Origin of the sequence: Brevibacterium linens (assembly GCF_003999335.1) — a bacterium.
GTDB lineage: Bacteria > Actinomycetota > Actinomycetes > Actinomycetales > Brevibacteriaceae > Brevibacterium > Brevibacterium linens.
On record NZ_CP026734.1, the window covers coordinates 1,600,877 to 1,624,719 of the forward strand.

Sequence of the window (23,843 nt, forward strand, 5' to 3'; positions counted from 1 at the left end):
GAAATCCTCTCGCACCTGAAGTTCTCAAGGAGACTCCATGCGCATCGCCGTCCGTGCCTTCAACGACAATCCCGGTTCTCCCGTCATCGTCTTCGGCAACGCTCTGGGCACCAGGATGCCCTTGTGGACGCCCGTGGCCGCACGTCTGGCCGACGATTTCCAGATCTACCTCACCGACCTGCCCGGACACACCGTGACCGCCGGTGATTCCCTCGCCGAGGCGGCCGCCCCGCTGACGGTCGAAGCGCTGGCCTCCGGTGTCGTCGAGTCCCTCGCCGAACTCGGGGTGGAGTCCTTCGCCTACTGCGGGGTCTCGATCTCCGGCGGCGTCGGACTGACCCTGGCGCTCAACCATCCCGATTCACTCACCGGTCTCGTCGCCTGTGCGACGGCCGAGAAGTTCGGTACCCCGGAATCCTGGGACGAACGCATCGCGGAGGTTCGCTCCGACGGCACACGCGGACTTGTCGATGACACCGCCGATCGGTGGTTCGCCGCCGGATTCCTCGGCGAGGACATCGCCACCGGGCACCTCATCCTGTCCGACCTCGCCCTGGTCGATGACGGGGCTTATATCGCTGCCGCCTCGGCGCTGAAGACCTATGACCTGAGCGGGAAGCTCGGCTCGATCACCACCCCGACACTGGTCATGGCCGGCGCCCAGGATCCCGGCTGCACCCCGGAGGCGATGTCGGCGATGGCCGAGCAGATCGAGGGTGCGCACTTCGTCACGATCCCGGACGCCGCACACCTGCCGATGGTCGAACACCCCGACATCGTTGTCGATCACATCCAGGAATTCTGCGGCGGACTGGGCGAGGACACCGGACTCGACTGAGCCTCGAACGCATCACCTGGGGGACCGTCCTCGCTGGTCCGGTATTCGGGATCGCTGTCTGAGCTCGCACGGAACTGGCAGACTGATGGCATGACTGAGCTGTTCGAACCGCTGACGCTGCGCGGCACAGAGATTCCCAATCGCATCTGGTTGGCCCCGATGTGCCAGTACTCCTGCGAAGCCGAAGACGGAATGCCCGGCCCCTGGCATCTCGTCCACCTCGGCGCCCGGGCGCAAGGCGGATTCGGGCTCATCCTCACCGAAGCCTCCGCCGTCGTCCCCGAAGGCCGCATCTCCCCGCAGGATGCCGGGATCTGGAACGACGACCAAGCCGAATCATGGTCGGCCGTCGTCGATTTCGTCCATTCGCAGGGTTCTGTCATCGGCATCCAGCTCGCCCACGCGGGCCGCAAAGCCAGCACCTATCGACCCTTCTCGGGAGAGCCGAAAGGCAGCGTCCCCGAATCCGCGGGCGGATGGCCCACCCTCGGTGCCAGTCCCATCGCCTATCCGCAGCTGGCCGAGCCCGCGGAGATGACGAAGGACGACATCGCCGAGGTGGTCGCCGCCTTCGCAGCTGCCGCCCGCCGTTCGATCGACGCCGGATTCGACCTCGTCGAACTCCACGCGGCCCACGGCTACCTGCTCCATTCCTTCCTGTCGCCGCTGTCGAACCAGCGCGGCGACGAATACGGCGGCGACCTTGCCGGCCGGTCCCGTCTGCTCCACGAGATCTATGCGGCCGTGCGCTCCGAGGTCGGCGAAAACGTGCCGGTGTTCGTGCGCATCTCGGCCAGCGAATGGACCGAGGGCGGTTTCGACGTCGCCGAAGCCGCCGAGGTCAGTCGTGCCCTGTCGGTCGCCGGGGTCGACCTCATCGACGTCTCCTCGGGCGGGAACTATCCGGTGAGGATCCCCATCGGCCCCGGCTACCAGGTGTCCCTGGCCGCGGCGATCCGCGCCGAAGGTGTGCCGACCGGCGCCGTCGGACTCATCACCGATCCGAAGCAGGCCGAGACCATCCTCAGCACGGGACAGGCCGATGCGATCTTCATGGCCCGAGCCGCTCTGCGCGAACCCTCGTGGCCGCAGCGTGCCGCCCACGTCCTCGGAGTCGAACCCGGACCCTACCCTCCGCAGTACACCCGCGGAGTCTGGTGACCAGTTCCTGAACAGTTCACAGCATCAGCACAGAATGAGGAGTGTGGAAATGAATACGATCGACACCGAACACGTCGTCATCCGCTCTATCGCGGTCTCCGACATGGCCAACAACGTCTACCTGCTCACCGCCAAGGAGACCGGCTCCCAGGTGCTCATCGACGCCGCCGACGACGCCGAGGCGATCACCGAGCTCATCGGCTCGAGCGCACAGGACACGGAAGCCGAACCCACGCTGCGGGCGATCATCACCACCCATCGGCATTGGGATCATATTCGGGCACTGCGGGCCACCTCGGCGAATCATCCGGAAGCGATGACCATCGCCGGAGCCGCGGATGCGGCCGCCATCACCGAGGCGGAAGGAGTGGAGATCGCGCATTCCGTCGACCACCTCGACGTCGGGGACTTCGGCGGCTTCGTCCTCCAGGCGATCGCACTGCGCGGGCACACTCCCGGTTCGATCGCACTGCTTCTGCGCGACGGGGGCCAGACGATCCTGTTCTCCGGCGACTCGCTGTTCCCCGGCGGGCCGGGCAAGACCTGGTCGGCCGAGGACTTCACCTCTCTCATGGACGACCTCGAGGCCCGGGTCTTCGATGAGCTTCCGGACGAGACTCTTGTGCTGCCCGGGCATGGGGACTCGACGACCTTGGGCGACGAGCGTCCGAAACTGGGGGAGTGGCGCGAACGCGGCTGGTGACCCCAGCTCGGTCCTCAGCTCGGCAGCGCCGCGAAGCCGATGAGCGCCCAGGCGATGGCTGACAGACCGACGGCGATGATGCCGATGTTCCAGCGCGTCTCGATGACACGCCGCCCGCCGGGGTTGGCCAGTTCTGCGTCGCTGAGCGACGAATAGCGTTCGAATACGGAATCGACGGCCGGGCTCGGGTTCTCGACGAGCCTGCGCATACCGTGCTCATCCTTCTCCCACTTCTTGCCCTTGCCGGACAGCGACCATGAGGCGTACGTCTTCTCGTGGGTGCGCACGCTCAGCCCGAAATGGGTTTCGAAGCCGTCGACGAGGTTCCACGGGATCGTCACGGTCTGCAGCGGATTCACGAGCACGAGCTGCTGTCGGTGCAGCTCGACACGGGGATACCGGTAGAAGACGCAGACCATAGTGCCGACGGCCAGCGGGATGCCCGCAGCGGCGAGGCCGCGCAGAGTGAAGTCGCCGAGGACGATCGACGCCACGCCGAGGGCGCAGAGGCCGGCGACGACGACGAACAGGACGGTCGAACTCGTCGTCCGCACGATCGTCGGCTGAATGTTCCCTGAATGGGGGTCGATCTCACTGTTGGCCACCTGTACATCCTATCCATTGAGACTCGAAGTTTCGTGCATATTTCCGTGGTCTCGAAACGGTAACAATTGTCGAATATGCTCAGTATGTGGACTCGGTCACAGTGCTGATTAGATTAGCTTTGATGCATTCCATGTGAGAAACATGAAAGCGGTCACACTTCCGGCCTGGAAGTGGAATGACCGGAGTGCGCCCCGGACTTGGGGCGCAGGCAAGAGGGTTACTCGCCCTATGACAACAAGGAGAGAACGTGAACAAGCGCTTCCTCGCGGCCGGAGCATCCGTCGCCGCAGCAGCAATGGTGCTCACTGCCTGCACGCCCCCCGGCGGCAACGACGAAGAGGGCGGCTCGGACGACTCGATCGTCAACGTCGGATGGAACGAGTCCTTCCGCTCGATGAACACCATGACCGCGAACGGCAATGCGGTGTCCAACGCCATCCTGACCTACATGATGAACGACAACTTCGGGTACTACGACGGAGACCTCGAAGTCCAGGACGGCGCACTCGGATCGGTTGAGCAGGTGTCCGAAGACCCGCTCAAGGTCAAGTACACCTTCAGCGACGATGCCAAATGGTCGGACGGCACCCCTGTCGACGCTGCTGACCTCGCCTTGACGTGGGCCGGCACCTCGGCGAACTTCAACACCGTGGAGTCGAACAACGCCGATGACGGCAGCGTCAAGGAGAACGACGCCAAGACCGTCTACTTCGACTCGTCGACCGCCGGTTCGGCACTGATCAAAGACTTCCCCGAGGTTTCCGACGACGGCAAGGAGATCACCTTCGAATACTCGAAGCCCTACGCCGACTGGCAGACCGAGTTCGGCGTCGGCGCCGACGGCGTCGGTGTGCCCGCCCACATCGTCGCGAAGAAGGCGCTGGGCGTCGACGATGCAGCTGAAGGCAAGCAGGCCATCCTCGACGCGATCAAGGACAAGGACACCGAGGCGCTGTCGAAGATCTCGAACACCTGGAACACCGGATTCGACTTCACCTCGATGCCCGATGACGAGGACCTCCTCGTCCACTCGGGCCCGTACAAGATGACGGACTTCGTCGAAGGCCAGTACGTCACCCTCGAACTCGACGACAACTACTCCGGCCCGCTCAAGCCGAAGGTGAACACGGTGACCGTCCGTTACAACGGCGACCCGATGGCCATGGTCCAGGCGATCGAGAACGGCGAGGTCGACGTCACGCAGCCGCAGGCCACAGCGGACGTGCTCTCGGCTGCCGAAGGCCTTGACGGGGTGACCGTCGACGCCGCTGACGGTGCGACCTACGAACACGTCGACTTCACCTTCGACAACAAAGGATCCTTCGACCCGGCCTCCTACGGGGGCGATGAGGACACGGCGAAGAAGGTCCGTCAGGCCTTCCTCAAGACGGTGCCTCGTCAGGACATCGTCGACAAGATCATCAAGCCGCTCAATGAGAACGCTCAGGTCCGCGATTCCTTCACCCAGGCGCCGGGCTCGCCGATGTACGACGGGATCGTCGAAGGCAACGGTATGAAGGATCTCGAGAGCGTCGACATCGACGGGGCGAAGAAGCTGCTCGAAGACGCCGGAGTCGACAGCCCGAGCGTCCGCGTGATGTACGACAACACGAACTCCCGTCGTCAGCAGGAGTTCCAGCTGATCAAGGAATCGGCCGAGAAGGCCGGCTTCAAGATGGAGGACGTCGGAGACGTCAACTGGGGCACGCGCCTCGGCGACGGCACCTACGACGTCTCGCTGTTCGGGTGGCAGTCGGAGGGCACCGGAGTCACGGACACCGATGCGAACTACCGCACCGGTGCTCAGAACAACTACGGTGGCTACTCGAACGAGAAGACCGACAAGATCCTCGACAAGCTGCTGGTGTCGTCTGAGGACGAGCAGGAGGATCTGTCGACCCAGCTCGAGAAGCAGCTGACCGAGGATGCCTTCGGTGCGCCGATCTTCCAGTTCCCCGAACTGACGATCTACCGCGACAGCATCAGCAATGTGAAGTCGACCTCGGTGTCGCCGACGATGTTCTGGAACTACTGGGAGTGGGAAGTCAACTGATCCGCACCTCGTTGCGGTCGGTTCTTCTCCACCCCAGCTGCTGTGGGGATCACTGTGTGATCCCCACAGCAGCGTTTTCGGAAGATTGAAACGGAAACCCCCACTATGATCAGATTCATCCTCAGACGACTCCTGTCGACCGCACTCGTGCTGCTCGTTGTCACCTTCGTCCTCTACCTCCTCCTCAACGTCGCCCTGGACTTCTTCTGGGATCTGCGGTCGAGCACCTCACCGAACATCGAAGCGCTCTATGAGTCCCGTCGTCGGCTCCTCGACCTCGACACCCCTGCGGTCGTGCGGTACTTCAAATGGCTCGCGGGTGCGGGTGGCTGCCTCGTCGGGCAATGCGATCTCGGCATCGCGTGGAAGTCCGGTCAGGAAGTCACCGATCAGCTGCAGGGCGCGATCGTCAACACGGTCAAGCTCATCACCGCTGCGACCCTGGTCGCCATCATCCTCGGCGTCGCCGTCGGCATGATCTCGGCGATCCGTCAGTATTCGGGTTTCGACTACTTCATCACCTTCGTCTCGTTCCTCCTCTACTCGCTGCCCGTGTTCTGGGTCGCGGTTCTGCTCAAGCAGTACGGAGCGATCGACATCAACAACTTCATCAACGATCCGACGCTGAGCTCGTGGTGGCCGATCATCATCGCCTGTCTGGGCATGGGGCTGTTCTGGATGGGGGCATTCGGCGGCAGCGGGAGACGTCGCGTCATCACCTTCGCCACCGCCGCCGTCGTCACCTTCGCCACGGTCTACTACATCCTCGCCAGCGGATGGCTGCAGGAGCCGAGCATCGGCATCGTCGGCATCATCGTCATCGGCTTCGGTGCGGCCGTGGTCATGACCTTCCTGTCGACCGGTCTGCGCAATCGGCGGGTCCTCTATGCGACCCTGACCACCGCGGCCATCGGCGCACTGCTCTACATGCCGCTGCAGTACCTCTTCTACTACGTGGAGATGAACTGGCTGTGGATGTTCGGCCTGTTCGTCGTCGCGATCGGCGTCGCCCTCGCAGTCGGACTCGCGTTCCGCGGACCAGATCCCTGGGACACCGTGCGCACGACCAGTTTCACCGCCGCCATCATCGCTGTCCTCATCTTCGCCGACAGGGTGCTGCAAGGATGGCGGGAGTACTCCGATCATCCCGCTATCAACAATCGACCGATCGCGACGATCGGCGCGGCCACACCCAATGTCGACGGCGACTTCTGGATCAGCAACCTCGACAACTTCACCCACTTGCTGCTGCCGTCGATCGCGCTGATCCTCATCTCGTTCGCCTCCTACACCCGCTACACCCGCGGATCCATGCTCGAAGTGATGGGTCAGGACTACATCCGCACGGCGCGCGCAAAGGGTCTCAACGAGCGCACGGTGATCATGCGACATGCCCTGCGCAATGCGCTGCTGCCGCTGGCGTCCATCGTTCCCGTCGACATCATCACGATGATCGGCGGCGCCGTCATCACGGAGACGATCTTCGGCTGGAACGGTATGGGCAAGCTCTTCATCGATTCGATGCGGCAGTCCGAACTCGATCCGATCATGGCGTACATCGTCATCACGGGTCTGCTCGCCATCATCGCCAACCTGGTCGCGGACTTCCTCTATGCCGTCCTCGACCCGAGAATCCGAGTGAACGCATGAGTACCAACAACGACAAGCAACAGGCAGACGTCCTCGATGAGGTCGGCGACAACGCCATCGAAGCCAAGGAGACCGAAGGTCTGTCCCAGGGGCGGATAGTTCTGCGCAAGTTCTTCCGGCACAAGGGCGCCATCATCGGGCTCGTGGTCTTCGCCGCGGTCGCAGTCTTCTCCTACAGCGCCCTCGGCGTCGGCCCCATCCCCGGATGGTGGATCCACAGCCACACCGCATCGGGGACCGTCGTCAACCCCGGGGGCGCACCGACCTGGACGACGTCGAACATCTTCAGCCCCGGATCGCATCCGTTCGGACAGGACGAGATCGGCCGCGACAACTTCGCGCGGGTGATGAAGGGCACGCAGATCTCCATCATGGTGATGCTCATCATCGGAGCCGTCTCACTGGTGATCGGGACGCTCGTCGGCGCGCTGGCCGGCTACTACCGCGGATGGGTCGACTCCATCCTCATGCGCGTCACCGACGGTGTGATCATTCTGCCGACGATCGTCGTCGGCGCCATCCTCGGCAAGCTCGTCTCGGGCACCGGCGGTGCGATGCTCGGTGTCGTCCTCGGCGGTGTGCTGTGGACCGGGCTGGCACGTCTCGTCCGCGGTGACTTCATGTCGCTGCGCGAACGCGAGTTCGTCGATTCGGCACGTGTGGCCGGAGCAAGCGACTTCCGGATCATGTTCAAGCACATGCTGCCGAACGCGATGGGTGTCATCATCGTCAATACGACCCTGCTGATGAGCCAGGCCATCGTCCTCGAAGCGGCGCTGAGCTTCCTCGGCTTCGGAATTCAGCCGCCGGACATCTCGCTGGGCCGACTCATCAGCGATTACCAGACCGCCTTCGCCACTCGTCCGTGGCTGTTCTGGTGGCCGGGCCTGTTCATCATCGTCATCGCTCTGTGTGTGAACTTCATCGGTGACGGTCTGCGCGATGCGTTCGACCCGCGGATGAAGACCATCCCGAGCTGGAGGAAGATGAAGAAGGCCGAGCGCATGGCGCAGAAAGGGGCGAAGTGATGGCTGAGAAGACAGCAGATGCCCGATCGCAGTCGGAGAACGGGTCCCCGATCCTCGAGGTCGACGACCTCGGAGTGAATTTCTGGGTCGGCGACGAATGGTGGATGGCCGCCGAGCACCTCACCTATACCGTGAATGCGGGCGAGGTCCTTGCGATCGTCGGGGAATCCGGATCGGGCAAGTCGCAGTCGAGCATGTCGCTGCTCGGTCTGCTGCCGAGCAACGGCCGCGCCACCGGTTCGGCCAAGTTGGGCGGCACCCAGCTCATCGGTATGCCACCGGAGCACATGCAGAAGGTCAGGGGCAACGAGATCTCCGTGATCTTCCAGGAGCCGATGACCGCGCTCAACCCGGTCTACACCGCTGGCTTCCAGATCATGGAGACGCTGCGCGTCCACCTCGAGATCGGGCCCAACGAGGCGAAGGAACGGGCACTCGAGCTCATGCGCCTCGTCGAGATTCCGGACCCCGAGGACCGGTTCCACTCGTTCCCACACCAGCTCTCAGGAGGTCAGCGCCAGCGCATCATGATCGCGCAGGCTCTGGCCTGTCAGCCCAAGCTGCTCATCGCCGACGAGCCGACCACCGCGCTCGACGTGACGGTGCAGGCCGAGATCCTCAAGCTCATGCGGGACCTGAAGTCGAAGCTCGACGCCGGAATCATCCTGATCACGCATGACATGGGAGTGGTGGCCGATATGGCCGACCGGATCATCGTCATGCGAGCGGGAAAGGTCGTCGAAACCGGGACGGCGGAGGAGATCTTCTACGACCCGCAGCACGCTTACACCAAGCAGCTCCTCGACGCGGTGCCGCACCTCGGTGCCGGAGAAGACGGTGCGGTGTTCGGCTCGAGTCTCGACGATGTCGGGGCCACCGCCTTCGGACGCCGCGGAGCTGACGAGACCGATCCCCACCACGACGGTTCCCGCGATTCGCTGAATGCCACGCATGCGGGTTCGGCGACCGTGGCAGAAGGGGGTGCGAACCGCACGAACGATCTGGACTCCGAATCCCGGGAGCTCGCCGAGGCGGGTCGGGACGATCACCGCATCGAAATGGACTCGACAGAGACCTACTACCATCCCGGTTCGCAGGCGGACTTCTCGAAGCCGTCGGCGCTGCAGCTGCGCGACGCCGCGATCGAGTATCCGGCATCGGGGCGGAAGAAGGCCTTCCGCGCCGCGCACCACATCAATCTCATGATCGCCCCGGGAGAGGTCGTGGGACTGGTGGGGGAGTCGGGGTCGGGCAAGACCACGATCGGGCGCGCTGCTCTCGGGCTGCTGCCCACGGTCGAAGGCGACTTGGTCGTCAACGGCACGAGCATCAAGGGGCTGAGCAACAGGCAGATGCGTCCCCTGCGCAAAGAGGTCGGGATCGTCTTCCAGGATCCCGGCTCCTCGCTCAACCCGCGTCTGCCCGTCGGCGAGTCGATCGGCGAACCTCTGTATCTCCACGAGGGGATGAAAGGTCCGGAGCTGAGCAACCGGGTCGAGGGGCTGCTGACCGCAGTCGAACTGCCGACCTCGATGCGCAACCGCTATCCGCATGAGCTCTCCGGCGGTCAGCGTCAGCGCATCGGCATTGCCCGCGCCCTGACCCTGCGTCCGAAGCTGCTCATCGCCGATGAGCCCACCTCGGCGCTCGACGTGTCCGTGCAGGCGAAGGTCCTCGACCTCTTCGAAGGTCTGCAGCAGGAGTACGGCTTCGCGTGTCTGTTCATCAGCCACGACCTGGCCGTGGTCGAACGCATCGCCGAACGTATTGCGGTGATGCGCCACGGCTACCTCGTCGAGATCGGCAAGTCCTCACAGGTCGTGTCCAATCCGGTCCACCCGTATACACAGCGTCTGCTGTCTGCGGTCCCGGTGCCGGACCCGAAGGAGCAGCGCAAGCGCCGCGAGGCCCGCGATGCGGTCCTGGCGGCCACGATGAACGCCTGAGTCCGACCGAACTGACGGCCACCTGCACGCGAGAGCGTGCAGGTGGCCGTATAATTGTCTGTTGGGTCCGGGCTGGACCGATCTCTCTATCTCAAAAAGGTTCTTGATGACTGAAGCCATCACACGACGGGACAACCGCCGAAACGTAGCAATCGTCGCACACGTCGACCACGGCAAGACCACGCTGGTCGATGCCATGCTCCGGCAGACCGGTGTGTTCAGCGAACACGGCGACTTCGCCGAACGCGTCATGGATTCAGGCGACCTCGAACGCGAGAAGGGCATCACCATTCTCGCGAAGAACACCTCCGTCCTCTACAACGGCCCCTCGGCCGGCGATGACCCCATCGTCATCAACGTCATCGACACTCCGGGCCACGCCGACTTCGGCGGAGAGGTCGAACGCGGACTGTCCATGGTCGACGGCGTCGTCCTCCTCGTCGACGCATCGGAAGGTCCGCTGCCGCAGACCCGCTTCGTCCTGCGCAAGACGCTGGCCGCGAAGCTGCCCGTCATCCTCGTGATCAACAAAACCGACCGGGCCGACGCCCGCATCGACGGAGTCGTCGAGGAAGCCCAGGACCTGCTCCTGGGACTGGCCTCCGACCTCGCCGACGAAGTGCCCGACCTCGATGTCGACTCCGTTCTCGACGTGCCCGTCGTCTTCGCCGCCGCGAAGGCAGGTGCCGCCTCCCTCGAACAGCCCGCCGATGGAGCGGTCCCGGACAACCCCGACCTCGAGCCGCTGTTCAAGACGATCCTCGAGACGATCCCGGCACCGGAGATCAACTCGGACGGCATCCTCCAGGCGCATGTCACGAACCTCGACGCCTCACCGTTCCTCGGCCGTCTGGCGCTGCTGCGCATCTTCGGCGGCACCCTGAAGAAGGGGCAGCAGGTCGCCTGGGCCCGCGGTGACGAGATCAGCTCGGTGAAGATCACCGAACTGCTCGAAACTCAGGGCCTCGACCGCGTGCCCGCCACCGAGGCTTCGGCCGGTGACATCGTCGCCGTCGCCGGCATTCCCGACATCATGATCGGTGACACGCTCACCGACATCGACAACCCGAAGCCGATGCCGGCGATCGTCATCGACGATCCGGCGATCTCGATGACCGTGGGCATCAACACCTCCCCGCTGGCCGGCCGTGAGAAGAACACGAAGGTCACCGCCCGCATGGTCAAGGACCGCCTCGACCAGGAGCTCGTCGGCAACGTCTCGCTCAAGGTGGTTCCGACCGAACGCCCTGACGCCTGGGAGGTCCAGGGGCGCGGTGAGCTGGCTCTGGCCATCCTCGTCGAGCAGATGCGCCGTGAAGGATTCGAGCTCACGGTCGGCAAACCTCAGGTCGTGACCAAGCAGGTCGACGGCAAGGTCCACGAACCCTTCGAAGAGCTCACGGTCGACGTGCCGGAGGACTACCTCGGCGCCGTGACCCAGCTGCTGGCTGCCCGCAAGGGCGTCATGTCGACGATGACGAACCACGGCACCGGCTGGGTGCGGATGGAGTTCAAGGTTCCCGCCCGCGGCCTCATCGGCTTCCGCACTCGGTTCCTCACCGAGACCCGCGGCACCGGAATCGCGAACACGATCTCGGCCGGTTACGGACCGTGGGCCGGCAACATCGAGTTCCGGATCAACGGCTCTCTCGTGGCCGACCGCGCCGGATCCGTGACCCCGTATGCGATGATCAACCTGCAGGACCGCGGTACCTTCTTCGTCGAACCGACCTCCGAGGTCTATGAGGGCCAGATCGTGGGCGAGAACTCCCGCGCCGACGACATGGACGTCAACATCACGAAGGAGAAGAAGCTGACGAACATGCGTTCGGCATCGGCGGACAGCTTCGAGAACCTCACCCCGCCGCGCAAGCTGACCCTCGAGGAGAGCCTCGAATTCGCCCGTGAGGACGAATGCGTCGAGGTCACCCCGGGTGCCATCCGCATCCGCAAGGTCGAACTCGATCAGAAGGAACGCGCCAAGCTCTACGCGAAGCTGCGTCGCCAGAACGCCTGAACCGGACTCCTTGATCCGGCAGCACCGAATGACCTCGAGCACCCAGGAACCAATGACTGTTACGCCACGCGTCCTCCTCGTGCACGCTCATCCCGACGATGAGACGATCACGACGGGCGGCACGATCGCCGCGTTGGTCTCCGAAGGTGCCGAGGTCATGGTGCTCACCGCCACCCGCGGCGAGGGCGGCGAGGTCATCCCGGCAGAGCTGAAGCAGCTCGAGGGTGACCGTGCCGGTCTCGCCCGGGTCCGCGAGCAGGAGATCGCCGAGGCGATGCGCGCCCTCGGGGTGCGCATGCACACCTTCCTCGGCGGGACCACGCGCACCTTCGAGGATTCGGGCATGGAATGGGGATCGGACGGGCACGCCCGACCAGCGGCATCGATGACCGACAACGCACTGTGCGCAGCTGATATCACGACCGTAGCCCGACACATCGCCGCCGTCATCGATGCCTTCGAACCGCATGCGGTCATCACCTACGCCGCCAACGGGGGCTACGGCCACCCCGATCATGTGCGCGTGCACGAGGCCACGAGTCTGGCCGTCGACCTCGCCGAGTGGCGGGCCGGTCGGCTCTTGTGCGTCGATACCCCCACCGAGGTGGCCCGCCGTTCGTTCGACCCCGACCAGGACGGGTTCGCCGCCACAGGTTTCGTCGCCGCCGAGACGATCCCCGCCAAACCTCCGGTCGGCCAGATCGTCGTCGACCAGGACGTCGCCTCGGCGTTGCCGTCCAAACGGGCGGCACTCGCGGCCCATCGCACCCAGGTGAGCGTGTCCGGCGACTTCTTCGCCCTGTCGAACGGTGTCGGCCAGAAGATCGGCGATCGCGAATACTACTCGATCGGTGCAGGGACTCCGATCCCGTCCGAGATGCTGACCGCCGGACCGGCCCCGCACGTGCTCACCGGACTCGACATCGCCGCGGTCGACGCCCAGGAGAGCGCGGCAGCGGCCGCGCCTGCCCGACGTCGTCGCGAGCCGCGGAAGCCCGGAATCGTCGCCTACTTCCACGCTGCCGTCCTCGGACTGCTCATCGCCTTCCTCGGCACCATGCAGCACCTCAACGTCACTGTCGTCGATGTCGGTGCGACCCCGATCATCGTGCCGTGGGGACTCGCGCTGGCGCTGGCCCTGGCCGCGGCGGGCCTGTGGCACCTGAAGACGATGTACCGCAGCAGCGCCCCGATGCTTCTGGCTGCCGTCATCATCGCCGTGCTGTCCTTCGTCTTCGGCCAGCCGAAATGGCTGCCCGGCGCCGATATGATCGTCACCGGTCTGCTGCGTTCCGTTGTGTGGCTGCTCGGACCGATGGTCCTGGCCGCTGTCTTCTCCTTCATCAACGTGCGCCGGCGCGATCGCACTCGCTAGACTCGTCCGAACCGCAGCGAATCAGTCGATATCGACACCCTCGGGAGAATGATGCCGACCAACACCTTGTCCGATGGACCTTCGAACCCCGGCGGGCCCGACCCGTCCCGCAGGGATGCCCGGACGAAGAAGATCTGGCCCTTCATTCTCCTGGCCGTTCTCGTGCTTGCCGCCATCTATGTGGTGATCGGCTTCTTCAGCGGACGTGTGCTGGCACCGGGCACGACCGTGGCCGGAGTCGACATCGGCGGGAAGTCCGCGACGGAAGCCGAGAACACCCTGCGCAATGATCTGCGCGATGACGCAGAGAAAAGCATCGTCTTCAAGGCGGGCGAGCCGACCGCGGAGCTCGACCCGGAGGAGGCCGGAATCACCGTCGACGCAGAAGCCACCGTCGATCGCGTCACCGGCTTCAGCCTCGATCCCACCGTCATCTGGCACCGGCTCTTCGGTGATGACGACGTCGACCCCGACATCAAGGTCGATGAGGAGAAGTTCGACAAGGCAGCGGCGAAGGTCGCCGAATCACTGGCCGTCGAACCGACAGACGCCGAACTCGAGTTCGACAAGACCACACCGAAGGTCACGGACGGCACGAAGGGCCAGACCGTCGACTCCGCCGCCGTGCGCACCGCCGTCGACGAACACTGGCTGCGCACCGAGGATGCTCTGCCGGTCAGCCCGACGCGCGTCGATCCCGAGATCACCACGGCCGAAGCCGAAGACATGGCCGACGGATTCGCGAAAGACGCCGTGAGCAAGGACCTCACGATCACGGCGAAGCCTGGGAAGGATGCGGACTCCGAAGTCAAGGGGGGTGACCTCACAGTATCCCCGAAGACCATTGCGAAGACTCTGACATTCGAAGCCGCGGACTCGAAGCTCAAACCCGTCTTCGATCAGGAGGCTCTGCAGAAGTCCGTGCTGGCCGCGAACAAGGACATCGGGCGACCGGCCGAAGATGCGAGTTTCGAGATCAAGGACGGCAGACCCGAGGTCGTGCCCTCTCGTGACGGAATCGGCATCAAGGCCAAGGAGCTCACCGGCGCAGTCACCGACGCCATCAACGGCGAAGAGGACAAGCCGAGCGTCACCCTGGCCTCCGTCGAACCCGAGTTCACGACGAAAGATGCGAAGAAGGCAGATGTCTCCGACACCGTGTCTCACTTCTCCACCGGGTACAGTTCCGAGCCCAACCGCGATACCAACCTGCGGGTAGCCTCGAAGAAGGTCTCCGGCACCGTGCTCCAACCCGGCGAGCAGTTCTCCCTCAACGAAGCACTGGGCCAGCGCACAGCGGCCAACGGCTACAAACCTGCCGGCGTGATCTCGAATGGGCAGATGAAGGAGGACTACGGCGGCGGCGTCTCACAGGTGTCGACGACACTGTTCAACGCCGCGTTCTTCGCCGGATTCGACCTCGACGAGCATCAGGCGCATTCGCGCTATATCTCCCGATACCCGGAAGGCCGGGAGTCGACCCTCGACTGGTCCTCGATCGATATGAAGTTCACGAACAACTCGAAGACTCCGGTCGTTCTCGACATGTATCTCAAGGACGGAGAGGTGCATGCGAAGGTCTTCGGCGTCAAGAAGTACGATGTGTCGGCCGACGCCTCGGACCGGTTCAACCACACCTCACCGGGGTCGATCACCGAAAGCGGACCGTCGTGCACTCCGCAGTCGCCCAAGGGCGGCTGGTCGATCCGGATCACCCGGACCATGAAGGACATCAGTTCGGGGCAGACCACACAGGACGGATTCACCACGGTCTACCGGCCGGTGAAGAAGGTCGAATGCAAGGGGTGAGCCCTCGCTTCAGAATTCCGGCCGGCTGACCGGTCAGCGGGCTGCGGCGTACCAGGACCGATGTCGGACAGTCGCGCCGAGAGAGGCGAAGAGGTTCAACGACGCCTCATTGCTCGACTCGATGTCGACGAGGTAGGACCGAACCCCGCGCTGAGACAGCAGCGCCGCCGCAGCTGCGGCAACTGAACGCCCGGCACCGCGTCGTCGCAGATCGGGACGGGTGATGAGGTTGGTGATGACTCCCCATTTGCTGCGCTCGACCACTCTGCAGGCCGCAACCATGGTCCGGGAGCCATCGGGATGCTCGGCATAGGCGGTGACGAACTCACACGGCTGATCGGCTTCGATGAGTGTCGTGAACGCCTCAGCCGAACCCGGTGCTTCACCGGGGCTGCGCTGCGACGTCCACGCGGCGAAGTGTTCGGAGGTCGGCGCATCGTTCACGTCGATGAGCAGACCGGCAGCGGCTGCCTCGGCGGGGGAAGACACACCACCGGCGGCCTCGCTCGTGGCGCCGGTGAGCAGCAGGGTCGCCTCTGAAGGGGTGTAGCCGCGGGCCGAGAGCAGGGGAGCGAGCCCTTCGCACTCGGGAGCCAGCGCGGCGGAATCGTCGGCCGAATAGATCTGAATGCGACTGGGCTCGCCTCGGGTCCGATACCACTCCTCGACGGCGTCGAGCCCCTGTTCCCACCCGAGACCGGTGTCGGAGATGGGCAGGCACGAATTGGCTCGGCGGGTCGCGGACTCCGAATGGCGCAGCAGCCAGCCCTTCTGCAGCAGGCTGACCTCGGCGGCCGCCTCGGTGCCTTCGTTGCGCAGGTTCTCCACATGCAGCCAGGACACATCGCGGGGCAGCCAGGCGGCCGCGGAGATGCGCCGCAGATCAACGGCGGAGACGATCTCGTGGGTGCGTCCGGCTTTGGTGGGAGCCGGGGGCACCTCGTGGACGAGGAGGATCTGGGCACGGGCGATGCGCAGGGGGCCGCGCTTGGTATCGATCTCGAGTCCCGCCTCGTCGACGGCTGTGACGACGCCGAGGGCATCGGACGTCGAATGGGTGTCACCGGGGTCGAGCGAATACCGCACGACCACTCGTCTGCCGGGCTGCAGATCGTCCACGTCTGGCCTTCCTCCGCGAAATTGATGCCCTCCCACCCTATGACACGCTCGCCCCGGTCGGGCGCAGTCAGCAGCGGCGATGTCAGATGCAATGCGAATCACCTGAGACCGGTGAGCACAGGAATCCCCCGGAGGCGTATTGTGGGAGGCATATGCGCACCATCTGTGAGTCTTTCGAGGAGTCAGCCCAGTGACGTACATCATTGCCCAGCCCTGTGTCGACCTCAAGGACAAGGCCTGCATCGACGAATGTCCCGTCGACTGCATCTACGAGGGCGAACGCAGCCTGTACATCCACCCCGACGAATGCGTCGACTGCGGCGCGTGCGAACCCGTGTGCCCCGTCGAAGCCATCTTCTACGAAGACGATGTGCCCGATGAATGGGAAGAGTACTACAAGGCCAATGTCGAATTCTTCGACGACCTCGGTTCGCCCGGCGGCGCCGCGAAGCTCGGCAACACCGGCAAGGACCACCCGATCATCTCCGCCCTGCCGCCGCAGAACCACGACGACTGACCGATGACGAACACCTTCGGACTCAACCTCCCGGACTACCCCTGGGACCGACTCACGAAATACCGCAACCGGGCCGCCGAGCATCCCGACGGAGTGTGCGACCTGTCCATCGGCACGCCCGTCGACCCCACCCCCGAAGTGATCCGTCGTGCCCTGTCGGAGGCCGGAGATGCGCACGGCTACCCGACGACCGCCGGAACGGCGCAGCTGCGTGAAGCCATCGCCTGGTGGTATGAGAACTGGCATTCGGTGGACCTCGACCCCGCTGCCGAAATCCTGCCGACCGTCGGCTCGAAGGAGCTCGTCGCCTGGCTGCCCACTCTGTTGGGGCTGCGCGAACGCGGGCTCGCCGTCGCCTGTCCCTCCGCCGCGTACCCGACCTATGAGATGGGGGCGACCATCGCGGGTGTCGAATGCCGCCGCATCGATGCCGCTCAGGTCGTCGACGGAGTCTCGTTGGACGGCATCGGTCTGCTGTGGATCAACACCCCGAGCAATCCGACGGGTGAGGTCCTCGACGTCGGCACCCTCGCCGAGGTGGTTCGCCGTGCTCGCGCCGCCGGAGTCGTCGTGGCGTCGGACGAATGCTACGGACTGCTCAACTGGGAATCCGATGAGCCGGCACCGAGTGTGCTTGCAGCCGCGGGGGAGTCGAACGCCGGCGTGCTGAGCGTGTACTCGATGTCGAAGCAGTCGAATCTCGCCGGCTATCGAGCGGCGTTCGTCGCCGGCGATGCCGAGCTCATCTCGGATCTCACCCGCTCGCGCAAACACGCAGGCATGATCGTGCCCTTCCCGATCCAGGAGGCCATGGTCGCCGGACTGCGCGACACGGAACACGTGCTGGCGCAGAAGGAGACCTACCGGGCGCGGCGCGAGCAGCTGCGAACTGGGCTCGAGGAGTTCGGATTCCGCATCGATCATTCGACCGCGGGTCTCTACCTGTGGTCGACAGCAGACAAGAACTGCTGGCAGTCCCTGGCTGACCTCGCCGAACTCGGCATCGTCGCAGGTCCCGGTGAGTTCTACGGATCGGCGGCTGCCGACCATGTGCGAATTGCGCTGACCGCCACCGACGAACGTATCCGGTCCGCGGCCGAGCGTCTTCGGGCCGCCGTACAATGATTGCGGGGGTGGGGTACGGCGCTTGTGAACCACCGGTTTCCGAGCGTCCGCTAAGGCACCGCTAAGACTTCGTGCAGGCCAAAAAACTGTTATTTTACCTGGTCAGAAATATTACCGACCAGTATAAGAAGCGTGCAGTGATTTTCTGATTCCCGCAGTTGTCGGTAGTCTTTGAAAGAACTGTGCAAAACACCTCAGGAAGTTCTTGGGGTCGGTCAACGGTGAGGAGATCGAATGACTTCGGAGGCGAACCTCAGGATCGCTGATACGGAGCTGACACTGCCCGAGGTGTCAGCAACGGCGGGCAACAACGGATACCGTATCGGCTCTCTGCTGAAAGAGACCGGCGCGGTCACATACGATCCAGGGTTTGCCAACACCGCAGCCACCTCGTCGTCCATCACCTACATCGATGGTGACAACGGTGAGCTGCAGTACCGCGGGTACCCGATCGAACAGCTCGCGGAACAGTCGAACTTCGTCGAAGTCTGCTACCTCCTCATCTATGGTGAGCTGCCGACGCAGGAACAGTACGACGCCTTCGACGCTCGCCTGCGCGGACACACCATCGTCCACGAGGACCTGCGACGCTTCTTCCGTGCGTTCCCGTACGACGCTCATCCGATGCCTATGGTTGCAGCCGCCGTCGCGGCTTTGTCGACGTTCTACCAAGATGACCTCGATGTCTTTGACGAAGATCAGATCGACACGTCGTCATTCCGTCTGCTCGCGAAGATGCCGACCATCGCAGCTCTCGCGCATCGGAAGAACATGGGGCTGCCGGTCATCCACCCGGACAACTCGCTGAGCCTGGTGGAGAACTTCCTGCGCGTGAACTTCGGCGTTCCCGCTGAGGAATACGAACCGGATCCGCTGGCTGTCAAGGCCATGGATCAGCTGTTCATCCTCCACGCCGATCACGAGCAGAACTGCTCGACCTCGACGGTTCGTCTCGTCGGCTCCTCGCAGGCCAACGTGTTCCAGTCGATCTCGGCCGGAGTCAACGCCTTGGCCGGACCGCTGCACGGCGGCGCGAACTCCGCCGTGCTCGAGATGCTCGAGCAGATCGCGGCCTCCGATGACGGACCGAAGAAGTTCATGGAGCGCGTGAAGAACAAGGAAGACGGCGTTCGTCTCATGGGCTTCGGTCACCGCGTGTACAAGAACTACGATCCGCGCGCGAAGATCATCAAGAAGACGGCCGACGAGGTTCTCGCCCGCTCCGGCGGCGACCCGCTGCTCGAGCTTGCTCAGCAGCTCGAGGAGATCGCGCTGGCCGACGACTACTTCGTCGAGCGCAAGCTCTACCCGAACGTCGACTTCTACACGGGTCTCATCTACAAGGCCCTCGGCTTCCCGACGAATATGTTCACCGTGCTGTTCTCGGTCGGTCGTCTGCCCGGCTGGATCGCTCAGTGGCGCGAGATGATCAAGGACCCCGAGACGAAGATCGGCCGTCCTCGCCAGATCTACACAGGCGAATACAACCGGAACTACACGGACATCAGCGAACGCTGAGTCCTTCAGCTCAGCCGGCCACACGTCAGCGACGTGACAACGGACGGTCGAGCCCCACCTCGGCGCATGTGTCGTCGAGCCCACGCAACGGCGTCGGAGCAGAATCTTCTGTCCGACGCCGTTGCGCATTCTCGGCTCGGTCTCGTGCAGGCGCTCTTTGCTCGGGCTCGTGCAGCCGCTCTTTCTCCATCCCCCACCGGTAGTGCCACTTCGCGTCGCAGGAGGCTTGTCCTACAGATACTGACGCATCCATCATCCTTCGTGTCACATCCACCTGCAGGAACACGGTGGTATGCAAGTACGGGTGGGTGATGCGGGGCTTCCCGGCGAAGAACCGACGACGTGGGATGCCTGGCGTCGGCGAGGAGTGAATGCGCTGAGGGCGCGTCCACATGATGTGAACGCGCCCTCAGCCGCAGTGCCGCGGCGCGGTGTCGCTGCGAACGGCCAGCCTGCCGATCAGTGCAGGTCGGGGTTGAGCTCGATGCCCTTGGAGTCGCGGGCGATCGCCTCGACGGTGCCGGTGACGGAGTTGCGGCGGAAGAGGATGTTGTTCTTCCCGCTGAGCTCGGCGGCCTTGACCACGGCATCGCCTTCGCCGGGGACCGTCACGCGGGTGCCTGCGGTGATGTAGAGGCCCGCTTCGACGATGCAGTCGTCGCCGATGGAGATGCCGACTCCGGCATTCGCACCCAGCAGGCTGCCCGAGCCGATGGAGATGCGGTGAGTGCCGCCGCCGGAGAGCGTGCCCATGATCGAGGCTCCGCCGCCGATGTCCGATCCGTCGCCGACGACGACGCCCTGCGAGATGCGGCCCTCGACCATGGCAGAACCGAGGGTGCCGGCGTTGAAGTTCACGAAGCCTTCGTGCATGACAGTGGTGCCGGGAGCCAGGTGAGCGCCGAGACGGACACGGTCGGCATCGGCGATGCGCACACCGGAGGGGATGACGAAGTCCGTCATCCGCGGGAACTTGTCGAGCCCGTAGACGGCGACGGGACCGCGGGCGAGCAGTTTGGCGCGAGTGGCCTCGAAGTCCTCGGGCGAGCAGGCGCCGAAGGAGGTCCACACGACATTGGCGATATGACCGAAGATGCCGTCGAGGTTGACGTCGTTGGGTGTCACGACGCGGTGGGACAGTGCGTGCAGACGCAGGTAGGCATCGGCCGCCGAGGCGGGACCGGCGTCGAGATCGATCGTGGTCGTGACGACCTCGGAACGGGTGCCGCGGGCCTCATCAGTGCCCACCAGCGCGTCGAGTCCGTCATCGGCGGCGCGGGCGGTGGCGGCCGCCTCGGCCGTGTCATGGGTATCACCGCTGCTCAAGGCGGGGTACCAGACGGAGAGGACGGTATCGGAATGGATCGTGGCGAGTCCACGTGCGGAAACAATGCGTTCTGTCATGCCTCAAGCCTAGACGGTGGCGCCGTACTAGGCTAAGAGACATGACTGTCGATCCATCTGCTGAGACTGATGCCATATTCGCGCCCGCCGGAGACCTCGGTGAATATCTGTTCGTCGCACTGGGCGACCCGGCCGAACTCACCGGTCGTCTGTGCGCCGTCGAATCCGTGTCCGGGAACGAAACCGTCCTCGCCGATGCCGTCGTCGACGTGCTGGAGAGGATCAGCGCAGGGCCGGGGCCGGATCTGGAGATCCTCCGCGACGGAGACACCATCGTCGCGCGCACGAACCTCGGCCTGGCCGAACGCATCGTCGTCGCCGGTCACCTCGACACTGTTCCCGTCGAAGACAATCTTCCACCTGTGCGCACCCATATGACCGGAGAGAACTACCCCGCTGATGAGGTCGTCTGGGGTCGGGGCGCCTGCGACATGAAGGCCGGAGTGGCGATGCAGCTGGCCACGGCAGCCGCACTGACCGCACCGAATCGGGACGTCAGCTGGGTCTTCTACGACCACGAAGAGGTCGATGCCTCACTCAACGGGCTCGGCCGCGTCTCCCGCAATCATCCCGATTGGCTCACCGGAGACTTCGCGATCCTCGGCGAACCCTCGAACGCCTCCGTCGAAGGCGGCTGCAACGGAACCATCCGCGTCGACGTCACCACCACCGGAGTCCGCGCCCACTCGGCACGGGCATTCATGGGCGTCAACGCCATCCACTCCGCCGCCGAGGTGCTCACCAGGCTCGCCGAATTCGAGACCGACACCGTCACGGTCGACGGCCTCGACTACCGCGAATCCCTGTCCGCAGTGAACATCCGCGGGGGAGTCGCCGGCAACGTCGTGCCCGACGAATGCGTCGTCTCCGTGAACTACCGCTTCGCTCCGAGCAAGTCCGCCGCCGAGGCGGAGTCCTTCCTGCGCGAGTTCTTCACCGGATTCGACGTCGTCGTCACCGATGCCGCAGAAGGTGCGCGCCCCGGACTCGACAGGGACATCGCCCAGGACTTCATCGACACGCTCGGACTGTCCCCGGCCCCGAAACTGGGCTGGACCGATGTGTCCCGATTCAGCGCACTCGGAGTTCCGGCGGTGAATTTCGGTCCCGGCAACCCGCTGTATGCTCACAAGTCGGATGAGCATGTGAGAGTCGCCGAGGTGGAACAGGCCACCGCAACTCTGCGCCGCTACCTTCAGGGCCGGTGAATGAGATGACCAGATCGACAGACGATTCGACCGGAGACCCGGCAGGCGATCCGACCGGTGACTCCGCAGGTGATTCGGCAGATGCCCCCACCGGCGAGCCGGGCTACTACAGCAAGGGCCCGCTGCGTCTCAGCGGTGACCAGGTGCCGGAGACGACGACGGACCAGCGTCTCCTCGAATCGAAGTCCGGCACCGACTGGGTGCATGAGGACCCGTGGCGCGTCATGCGCATCCAAGCCGAGTTCGTCGAAGGATTCGGCTCGCTGGCCGAGATCGGACCGGCCGTGTCGATCTTCGGATCCGCCCGTCTGAAAGCCGGCACCCGGGCGTATGCGGACACCCGAGAGATCGCCCGCCGCCTCGCGGAGAACGGCAACGCGATCATCACCGGCGGGGGACCCGGAATCATGGAGGCCGGCAACCGCGGAGCCTGCGAGGGCGGGGGAGTGTCCATCGGGCTGGGCATCGAGCTGCCCTTCGAGACCGGACTCAACGAGCACGTCGAACTCGGCGTGAACTTCCGCTACTTCTTCGTCCGCAAGACCATGTTCCTCAAATACTCGCGCGGATTCGTCCTCATGCCCGGCGGCCTGGGCACACTCGACGAGCTGTTCGAGGCCTTCACCATGGTCCAGACCGGCAAGATCACGTCATTCCCCATCGTGCTCGTCGGCACTGACTACTGGAGCGGGCTCGTCGATTGGATGCAGAACACCCTTCTGGCCGCGGGGACGATCAGCGAAGCGGACCTGAACATGTTCACGCTCACCGACGACATCGACGAAGTCGTTGCCGCGATCGGACCGGGACACGGCACGACCTCCGCGGTGTTCTCACCTGCGAACGGCCGACCGTGAGGGGCGACGCCACCGGCCAGCCGGAGGCCGAACGGTTCGAACTGGCCCGCGCCCGGCCCGGCACCCCGGCGATCATGGCCGTGATCAACCGCACCACCGATTCCTTCTACGAATCTGCCGCCACCCTCGATGCGGCGATCGCCGCAGTGGAGTCCGCCACCTCCGCCGGTGCTCAGATCGTCGATATCGGAGGGGTGCGTGCCGGCCGCGGTCGGGGGATCTCCGCGGCCGAGGAGATCGACCGCGTGTGCCCGACCATCGACGCCGTGGCACGGTCCCATCCGCACGTGCTCATCAGTGTCGACACCTGGCGCCATGAGGTGGCCGAGGCCGCCTGCAGGGCCGGCGCGGGACTGCTCAATGACACCTGGGCAGGGGTCGACCCGAAGCTCGCCGAGGTGGCCGCCCGGAATGATGTCGGCATCGTCTGCTCCCACACAGGCGGATTGGATCCGCGCACCGACGCCCACCGCAACCGCTATGGTCTGCAGGCAGGTGACGTCGTCGACTCCACCGTCTCCGGCGTTATCGAGCTCGCCGAGGCGGCCCTGGCAGCAGGGGTCCGCGAGGACAGGATCATCATCGACCCCACCCCGGACTTCGGGAAGAACACCTACCATTCGCTGCGGCTGCTGCGCGAACTCGAACGGTTCACCGCCACCGGCTACCCGGTTCTGCTGGCGATCTCACGGAAGGATTTCGTGGGAGAGGCCATCGGCGAGGTCGGTCCACAGGATCGACTGTACGGGACGATCGCCGCCACCGCGCTGGCCATCGAGAAGGGAGCGGCACTGATCCGCACCCACGACGTGAGAGCCACTGCCGACGCGATCGAGGTGACCGCGGCGATCACCGGTCAAGGCGCACCGAAACACACCGTGCGCGGCCTGCGCTGAACATTCCGCGCAG

General features: G+C 64.6%; 19 protein-coding genes. 16 read left to right on the forward strand and 3 right to left on the reverse strand.

Annotated features, from left to right (window positions below):
• Positions 1 to 37 precede the first annotated feature (37 nt).
• The 3 genes from CXR29_RS07210 (at position 38) to CXR29_RS07220 (ending at position 2,702) form a co-directional block, all read left to right on the forward strand.
• Positions 38 to 838 carry an alpha/beta fold hydrolase gene (locus tag CXR29_RS07210; RefSeq protein ID WP_101593724.1) on the forward strand — a complete coding sequence of 267 codons (801 nt, stop codon included), beginning with the start codon at positions 38 to 40 and terminating at the stop codon, positions 836 to 838.
• Between the two features lie 90 nt (positions 839 to 928).
• A complete protein-coding gene (locus tag CXR29_RS07215; RefSeq protein WP_101593723.1) occupies positions 929 to 1,999 on the forward strand; it encodes an NADH:flavin oxidoreductase/NADH oxidase in 1,071 nt (356 codons plus the stop codon).
• A gap of 49 nt (positions 2,000 to 2,048) precedes the next feature.
• Positions 2,049 to 2,702, forward strand: coding sequence for an MBL fold metallo-hydrolase (locus CXR29_RS07220; protein WP_101593721.1), 654 nt, complete (start codon positions 2,049 to 2,051; stop codon positions 2,700 to 2,702).
• Positions 2,703 to 2,716: 14 nt separating this feature from the next.
• Here the strand turns inward: CXR29_RS07220 and CXR29_RS07225 are convergent, their stop codons facing one another.
• A complete protein-coding gene (locus CXR29_RS07225) occupies positions 2,717 to 3,307 on the reverse strand; it encodes a hypothetical protein (protein ID WP_025776989.1) in 591 nt (196 codons plus the stop codon).
• A gap of 248 nt (positions 3,308 to 3,555) precedes the next feature.
• On the opposite strand from CXR29_RS07225, the gene CXR29_RS07230 reads away from it, so the two are divergent.
• The 7 genes from CXR29_RS07230 (at position 3,556) to CXR29_RS07260 (ending at position 15,186) form a co-directional block, all read left to right on the forward strand.
• Complete coding sequence (locus tag CXR29_RS07230; protein WP_127364238.1) at positions 3,556 to 5,361, forward strand: ABC transporter family substrate-binding protein; 1,806 nt, start codon at positions 3,556 to 3,558, stop codon at positions 5,359 to 5,361.
• A gap of 105 nt (positions 5,362 to 5,466) precedes the next feature.
• Positions 5,467 to 7,011, forward strand: coding sequence for an ABC transporter permease (locus tag CXR29_RS07235; RefSeq protein WP_025776987.1), 1,545 nt, complete (start codon positions 5,467 to 5,469; stop codon positions 7,009 to 7,011).
• Complete coding sequence (locus CXR29_RS07240; protein ID WP_127364239.1) at positions 7,008 to 8,039, forward strand: ABC transporter permease; 1,032 nt, start codon at positions 7,008 to 7,010, stop codon at positions 8,037 to 8,039. The genes CXR29_RS07235 and CXR29_RS07240 overlap by 4 nt, the downstream gene beginning before the upstream one ends.
• Positions 8,039 to 9,985, forward strand: coding sequence for an ABC transporter ATP-binding protein (locus CXR29_RS07245; protein ID WP_127364240.1), 1,947 nt, complete (start codon positions 8,039 to 8,041; stop codon positions 9,983 to 9,985). Before CXR29_RS07240 ends, CXR29_RS07245 begins: the two co-directional genes overlap by 1 nt.
• 106 nt (positions 9,986 to 10,091) lie before the next feature.
• Positions 10,092 to 12,002, forward strand: coding sequence for a translational GTPase TypA (gene typA / locus CXR29_RS07250; RefSeq protein ID WP_025776984.1), 1,911 nt, complete (start codon positions 10,092 to 10,094; stop codon positions 12,000 to 12,002).
• Between the two features lie 52 nt (positions 12,003 to 12,054).
• Positions 12,055 to 13,377 carry a PIG-L family deacetylase gene (locus CXR29_RS07255; protein ID WP_127364241.1) on the forward strand — a complete coding sequence of 441 codons (1,323 nt, stop codon included), beginning with the start codon at positions 12,055 to 12,057 and terminating at the stop codon, positions 13,375 to 13,377.
• Between the two features lie 48 nt (positions 13,378 to 13,425).
• Entirely contained in the window at positions 13,426 to 15,186 is a 1,761-nt protein-coding gene (locus CXR29_RS07260; RefSeq protein ID WP_241241630.1) for a VanW family protein, read from the forward strand.
• A gap of 33 nt (positions 15,187 to 15,219) precedes the next feature.
• Here CXR29_RS07260 and CXR29_RS07265 read toward each other — a convergent pair whose 3' ends face one another.
• Complete coding sequence (locus CXR29_RS07265; protein ID WP_127364242.1) at positions 15,220 to 16,305, reverse strand: GNAT family N-acetyltransferase; 1,086 nt, start codon at positions 16,303 to 16,305, stop codon at positions 15,220 to 15,222.
• A 190-nt stretch (positions 16,306 to 16,495) separates the two neighbouring features.
• On the opposite strand from CXR29_RS07265, the gene fdxA reads away from it, so the two are divergent.
• The 3 genes from fdxA (at position 16,496) to CXR29_RS07280 (ending at position 19,465) form a co-directional block, all read left to right on the forward strand.
• On the forward strand, positions 16,496 to 16,822 hold the full coding sequence (gene fdxA, locus CXR29_RS07270; RefSeq protein WP_025776980.1) for a ferredoxin: 327 nt from the start codon (positions 16,496 to 16,498) through the stop codon (positions 16,820 to 16,822).
• A 3-nt stretch (positions 16,823 to 16,825) separates the two neighbouring features.
• A complete protein-coding gene (gene dapC, locus CXR29_RS07275; RefSeq protein WP_127364243.1) occupies positions 16,826 to 17,947 on the forward strand; it encodes a succinyldiaminopimelate transaminase in 1,122 nt (373 codons plus the stop codon).
• A 234-nt stretch (positions 17,948 to 18,181) separates the two neighbouring features.
• Positions 18,182 to 19,465 carry a citrate synthase gene (locus CXR29_RS07280; RefSeq protein ID WP_101553893.1) on the forward strand — a complete coding sequence of 428 codons (1,284 nt, stop codon included), beginning with the start codon at positions 18,182 to 18,184 and terminating at the stop codon, positions 19,463 to 19,465.
• A 459-nt stretch (positions 19,466 to 19,924) separates the two neighbouring features.
• On the opposite strand, the gene dapD is transcribed toward CXR29_RS07280, so the two are convergent.
• Positions 19,925 to 20,869, reverse strand: a complete 945-nt coding sequence (gene dapD / locus CXR29_RS07285; RefSeq protein ID WP_101553894.1) for a 2,3,4,5-tetrahydropyridine-2,6-dicarboxylate N-succinyltransferase — start codon at positions 20,867 to 20,869, stop codon at positions 19,925 to 19,927.
• A 41-nt stretch (positions 20,870 to 20,910) separates the two neighbouring features.
• On the opposite strand from dapD, the gene dapE reads away from it, so the two are divergent.
• Genes dapE through folP form a run of 3 tightly spaced genes read left to right on the forward strand, consistent with a single transcriptional unit; the run spans position 20,911 to position 23,830 of the window.
• Positions 20,911 to 22,077 carry a succinyl-diaminopimelate desuccinylase gene (gene dapE / locus CXR29_RS07290; protein ID WP_101553895.1) on the forward strand — a complete coding sequence of 389 codons (1,167 nt, stop codon included), beginning with the start codon at positions 20,911 to 20,913 and terminating at the stop codon, positions 22,075 to 22,077.
• A 5-nt stretch (positions 22,078 to 22,082) separates the two neighbouring features.
• Positions 22,083 to 22,934 carry an LOG family protein gene (locus CXR29_RS07295; RefSeq protein WP_127364244.1) on the forward strand — a complete coding sequence of 284 codons (852 nt, stop codon included), beginning with the start codon at positions 22,083 to 22,085 and terminating at the stop codon, positions 22,932 to 22,934.
• A complete protein-coding gene (gene folP / locus CXR29_RS07300) occupies positions 22,931 to 23,830 on the forward strand; it encodes a dihydropteroate synthase (protein ID WP_240811971.1) in 900 nt (299 codons plus the stop codon). Before CXR29_RS07295 ends, folP begins: the two co-directional genes overlap by 4 nt.
• The last annotated feature ends 13 nt before the right edge of the window (positions 23,831 to 23,843 follow it).

Excerpts from the sequence above, each read along its gene's own strand:
- CXR29_RS07210 (WP_101593724.1), top strand. The coding sequence starts at position 38 with ATGCGCATCGCCGTCCGTGCCTTCAACGACAATCCCGGTTCTCCCGTC.
- CXR29_RS07215 (WP_101593723.1), top strand. The coding sequence starts at position 929 with ATGACTGAGCTGTTCGAACCGCTGACGCTGCGCGGCACAGAGATTCCC.
- CXR29_RS07220 (WP_101593721.1), top strand. The coding sequence starts at position 2,049 with ATGAATACGATCGACACCGAACACGTCGTCATCCGCTCTATCGCGGTC.
- CXR29_RS07235 (WP_025776987.1), top strand. The coding sequence starts at position 5,467 with ATGATCAGATTCATCCTCAGACGACTCCTGTCGACCGCACTCGTGCTG.
- CXR29_RS07240 (WP_127364239.1), top strand. The coding sequence starts at position 7,008 with ATGAGTACCAACAACGACAAGCAACAGGCAGACGTCCTCGATGAGGTC.
- CXR29_RS07245 (WP_127364240.1), top strand. The coding sequence starts at position 8,039 with ATGGCTGAGAAGACAGCAGATGCCCGATCGCAGTCGGAGAACGGGTCC.
- typA (WP_025776984.1), top strand. The coding sequence starts at position 10,092 with ATGACTGAAGCCATCACACGACGGGACAACCGCCGAAACGTAGCAATC.
- CXR29_RS07255 (WP_127364241.1), top strand. The coding sequence starts at position 12,055 with ATGACTGTTACGCCACGCGTCCTCCTCGTGCACGCTCATCCCGACGAT.
- CXR29_RS07260 (WP_241241630.1), top strand. The coding sequence starts at position 13,426 with ATGATGCCGACCAACACCTTGTCCGATGGACCTTCGAACCCCGGCGGG.
- dapC (WP_127364243.1), top strand. The coding sequence starts at position 16,826 with ATGACGAACACCTTCGGACTCAACCTCCCGGACTACCCCTGGGACCGA.
- CXR29_RS07280 (WP_101553893.1), top strand. The coding sequence starts at position 18,182 with ATGACTTCGGAGGCGAACCTCAGGATCGCTGATACGGAGCTGACACTG.
- dapD (WP_101553894.1), bottom strand. The coding sequence starts at position 20,869 with ATGACAGAACGCATTGTTTCCGCACGTGGACTCGCCACGATCCATTCC.
- dapE (WP_101553895.1), top strand. The coding sequence starts at position 20,911 with ATGACTGTCGATCCATCTGCTGAGACTGATGCCATATTCGCGCCCGCC.
- CXR29_RS07295 (WP_127364244.1), top strand. The coding sequence starts at position 22,083 with ATGACCAGATCGACAGACGATTCGACCGGAGACCCGGCAGGCGATCCG.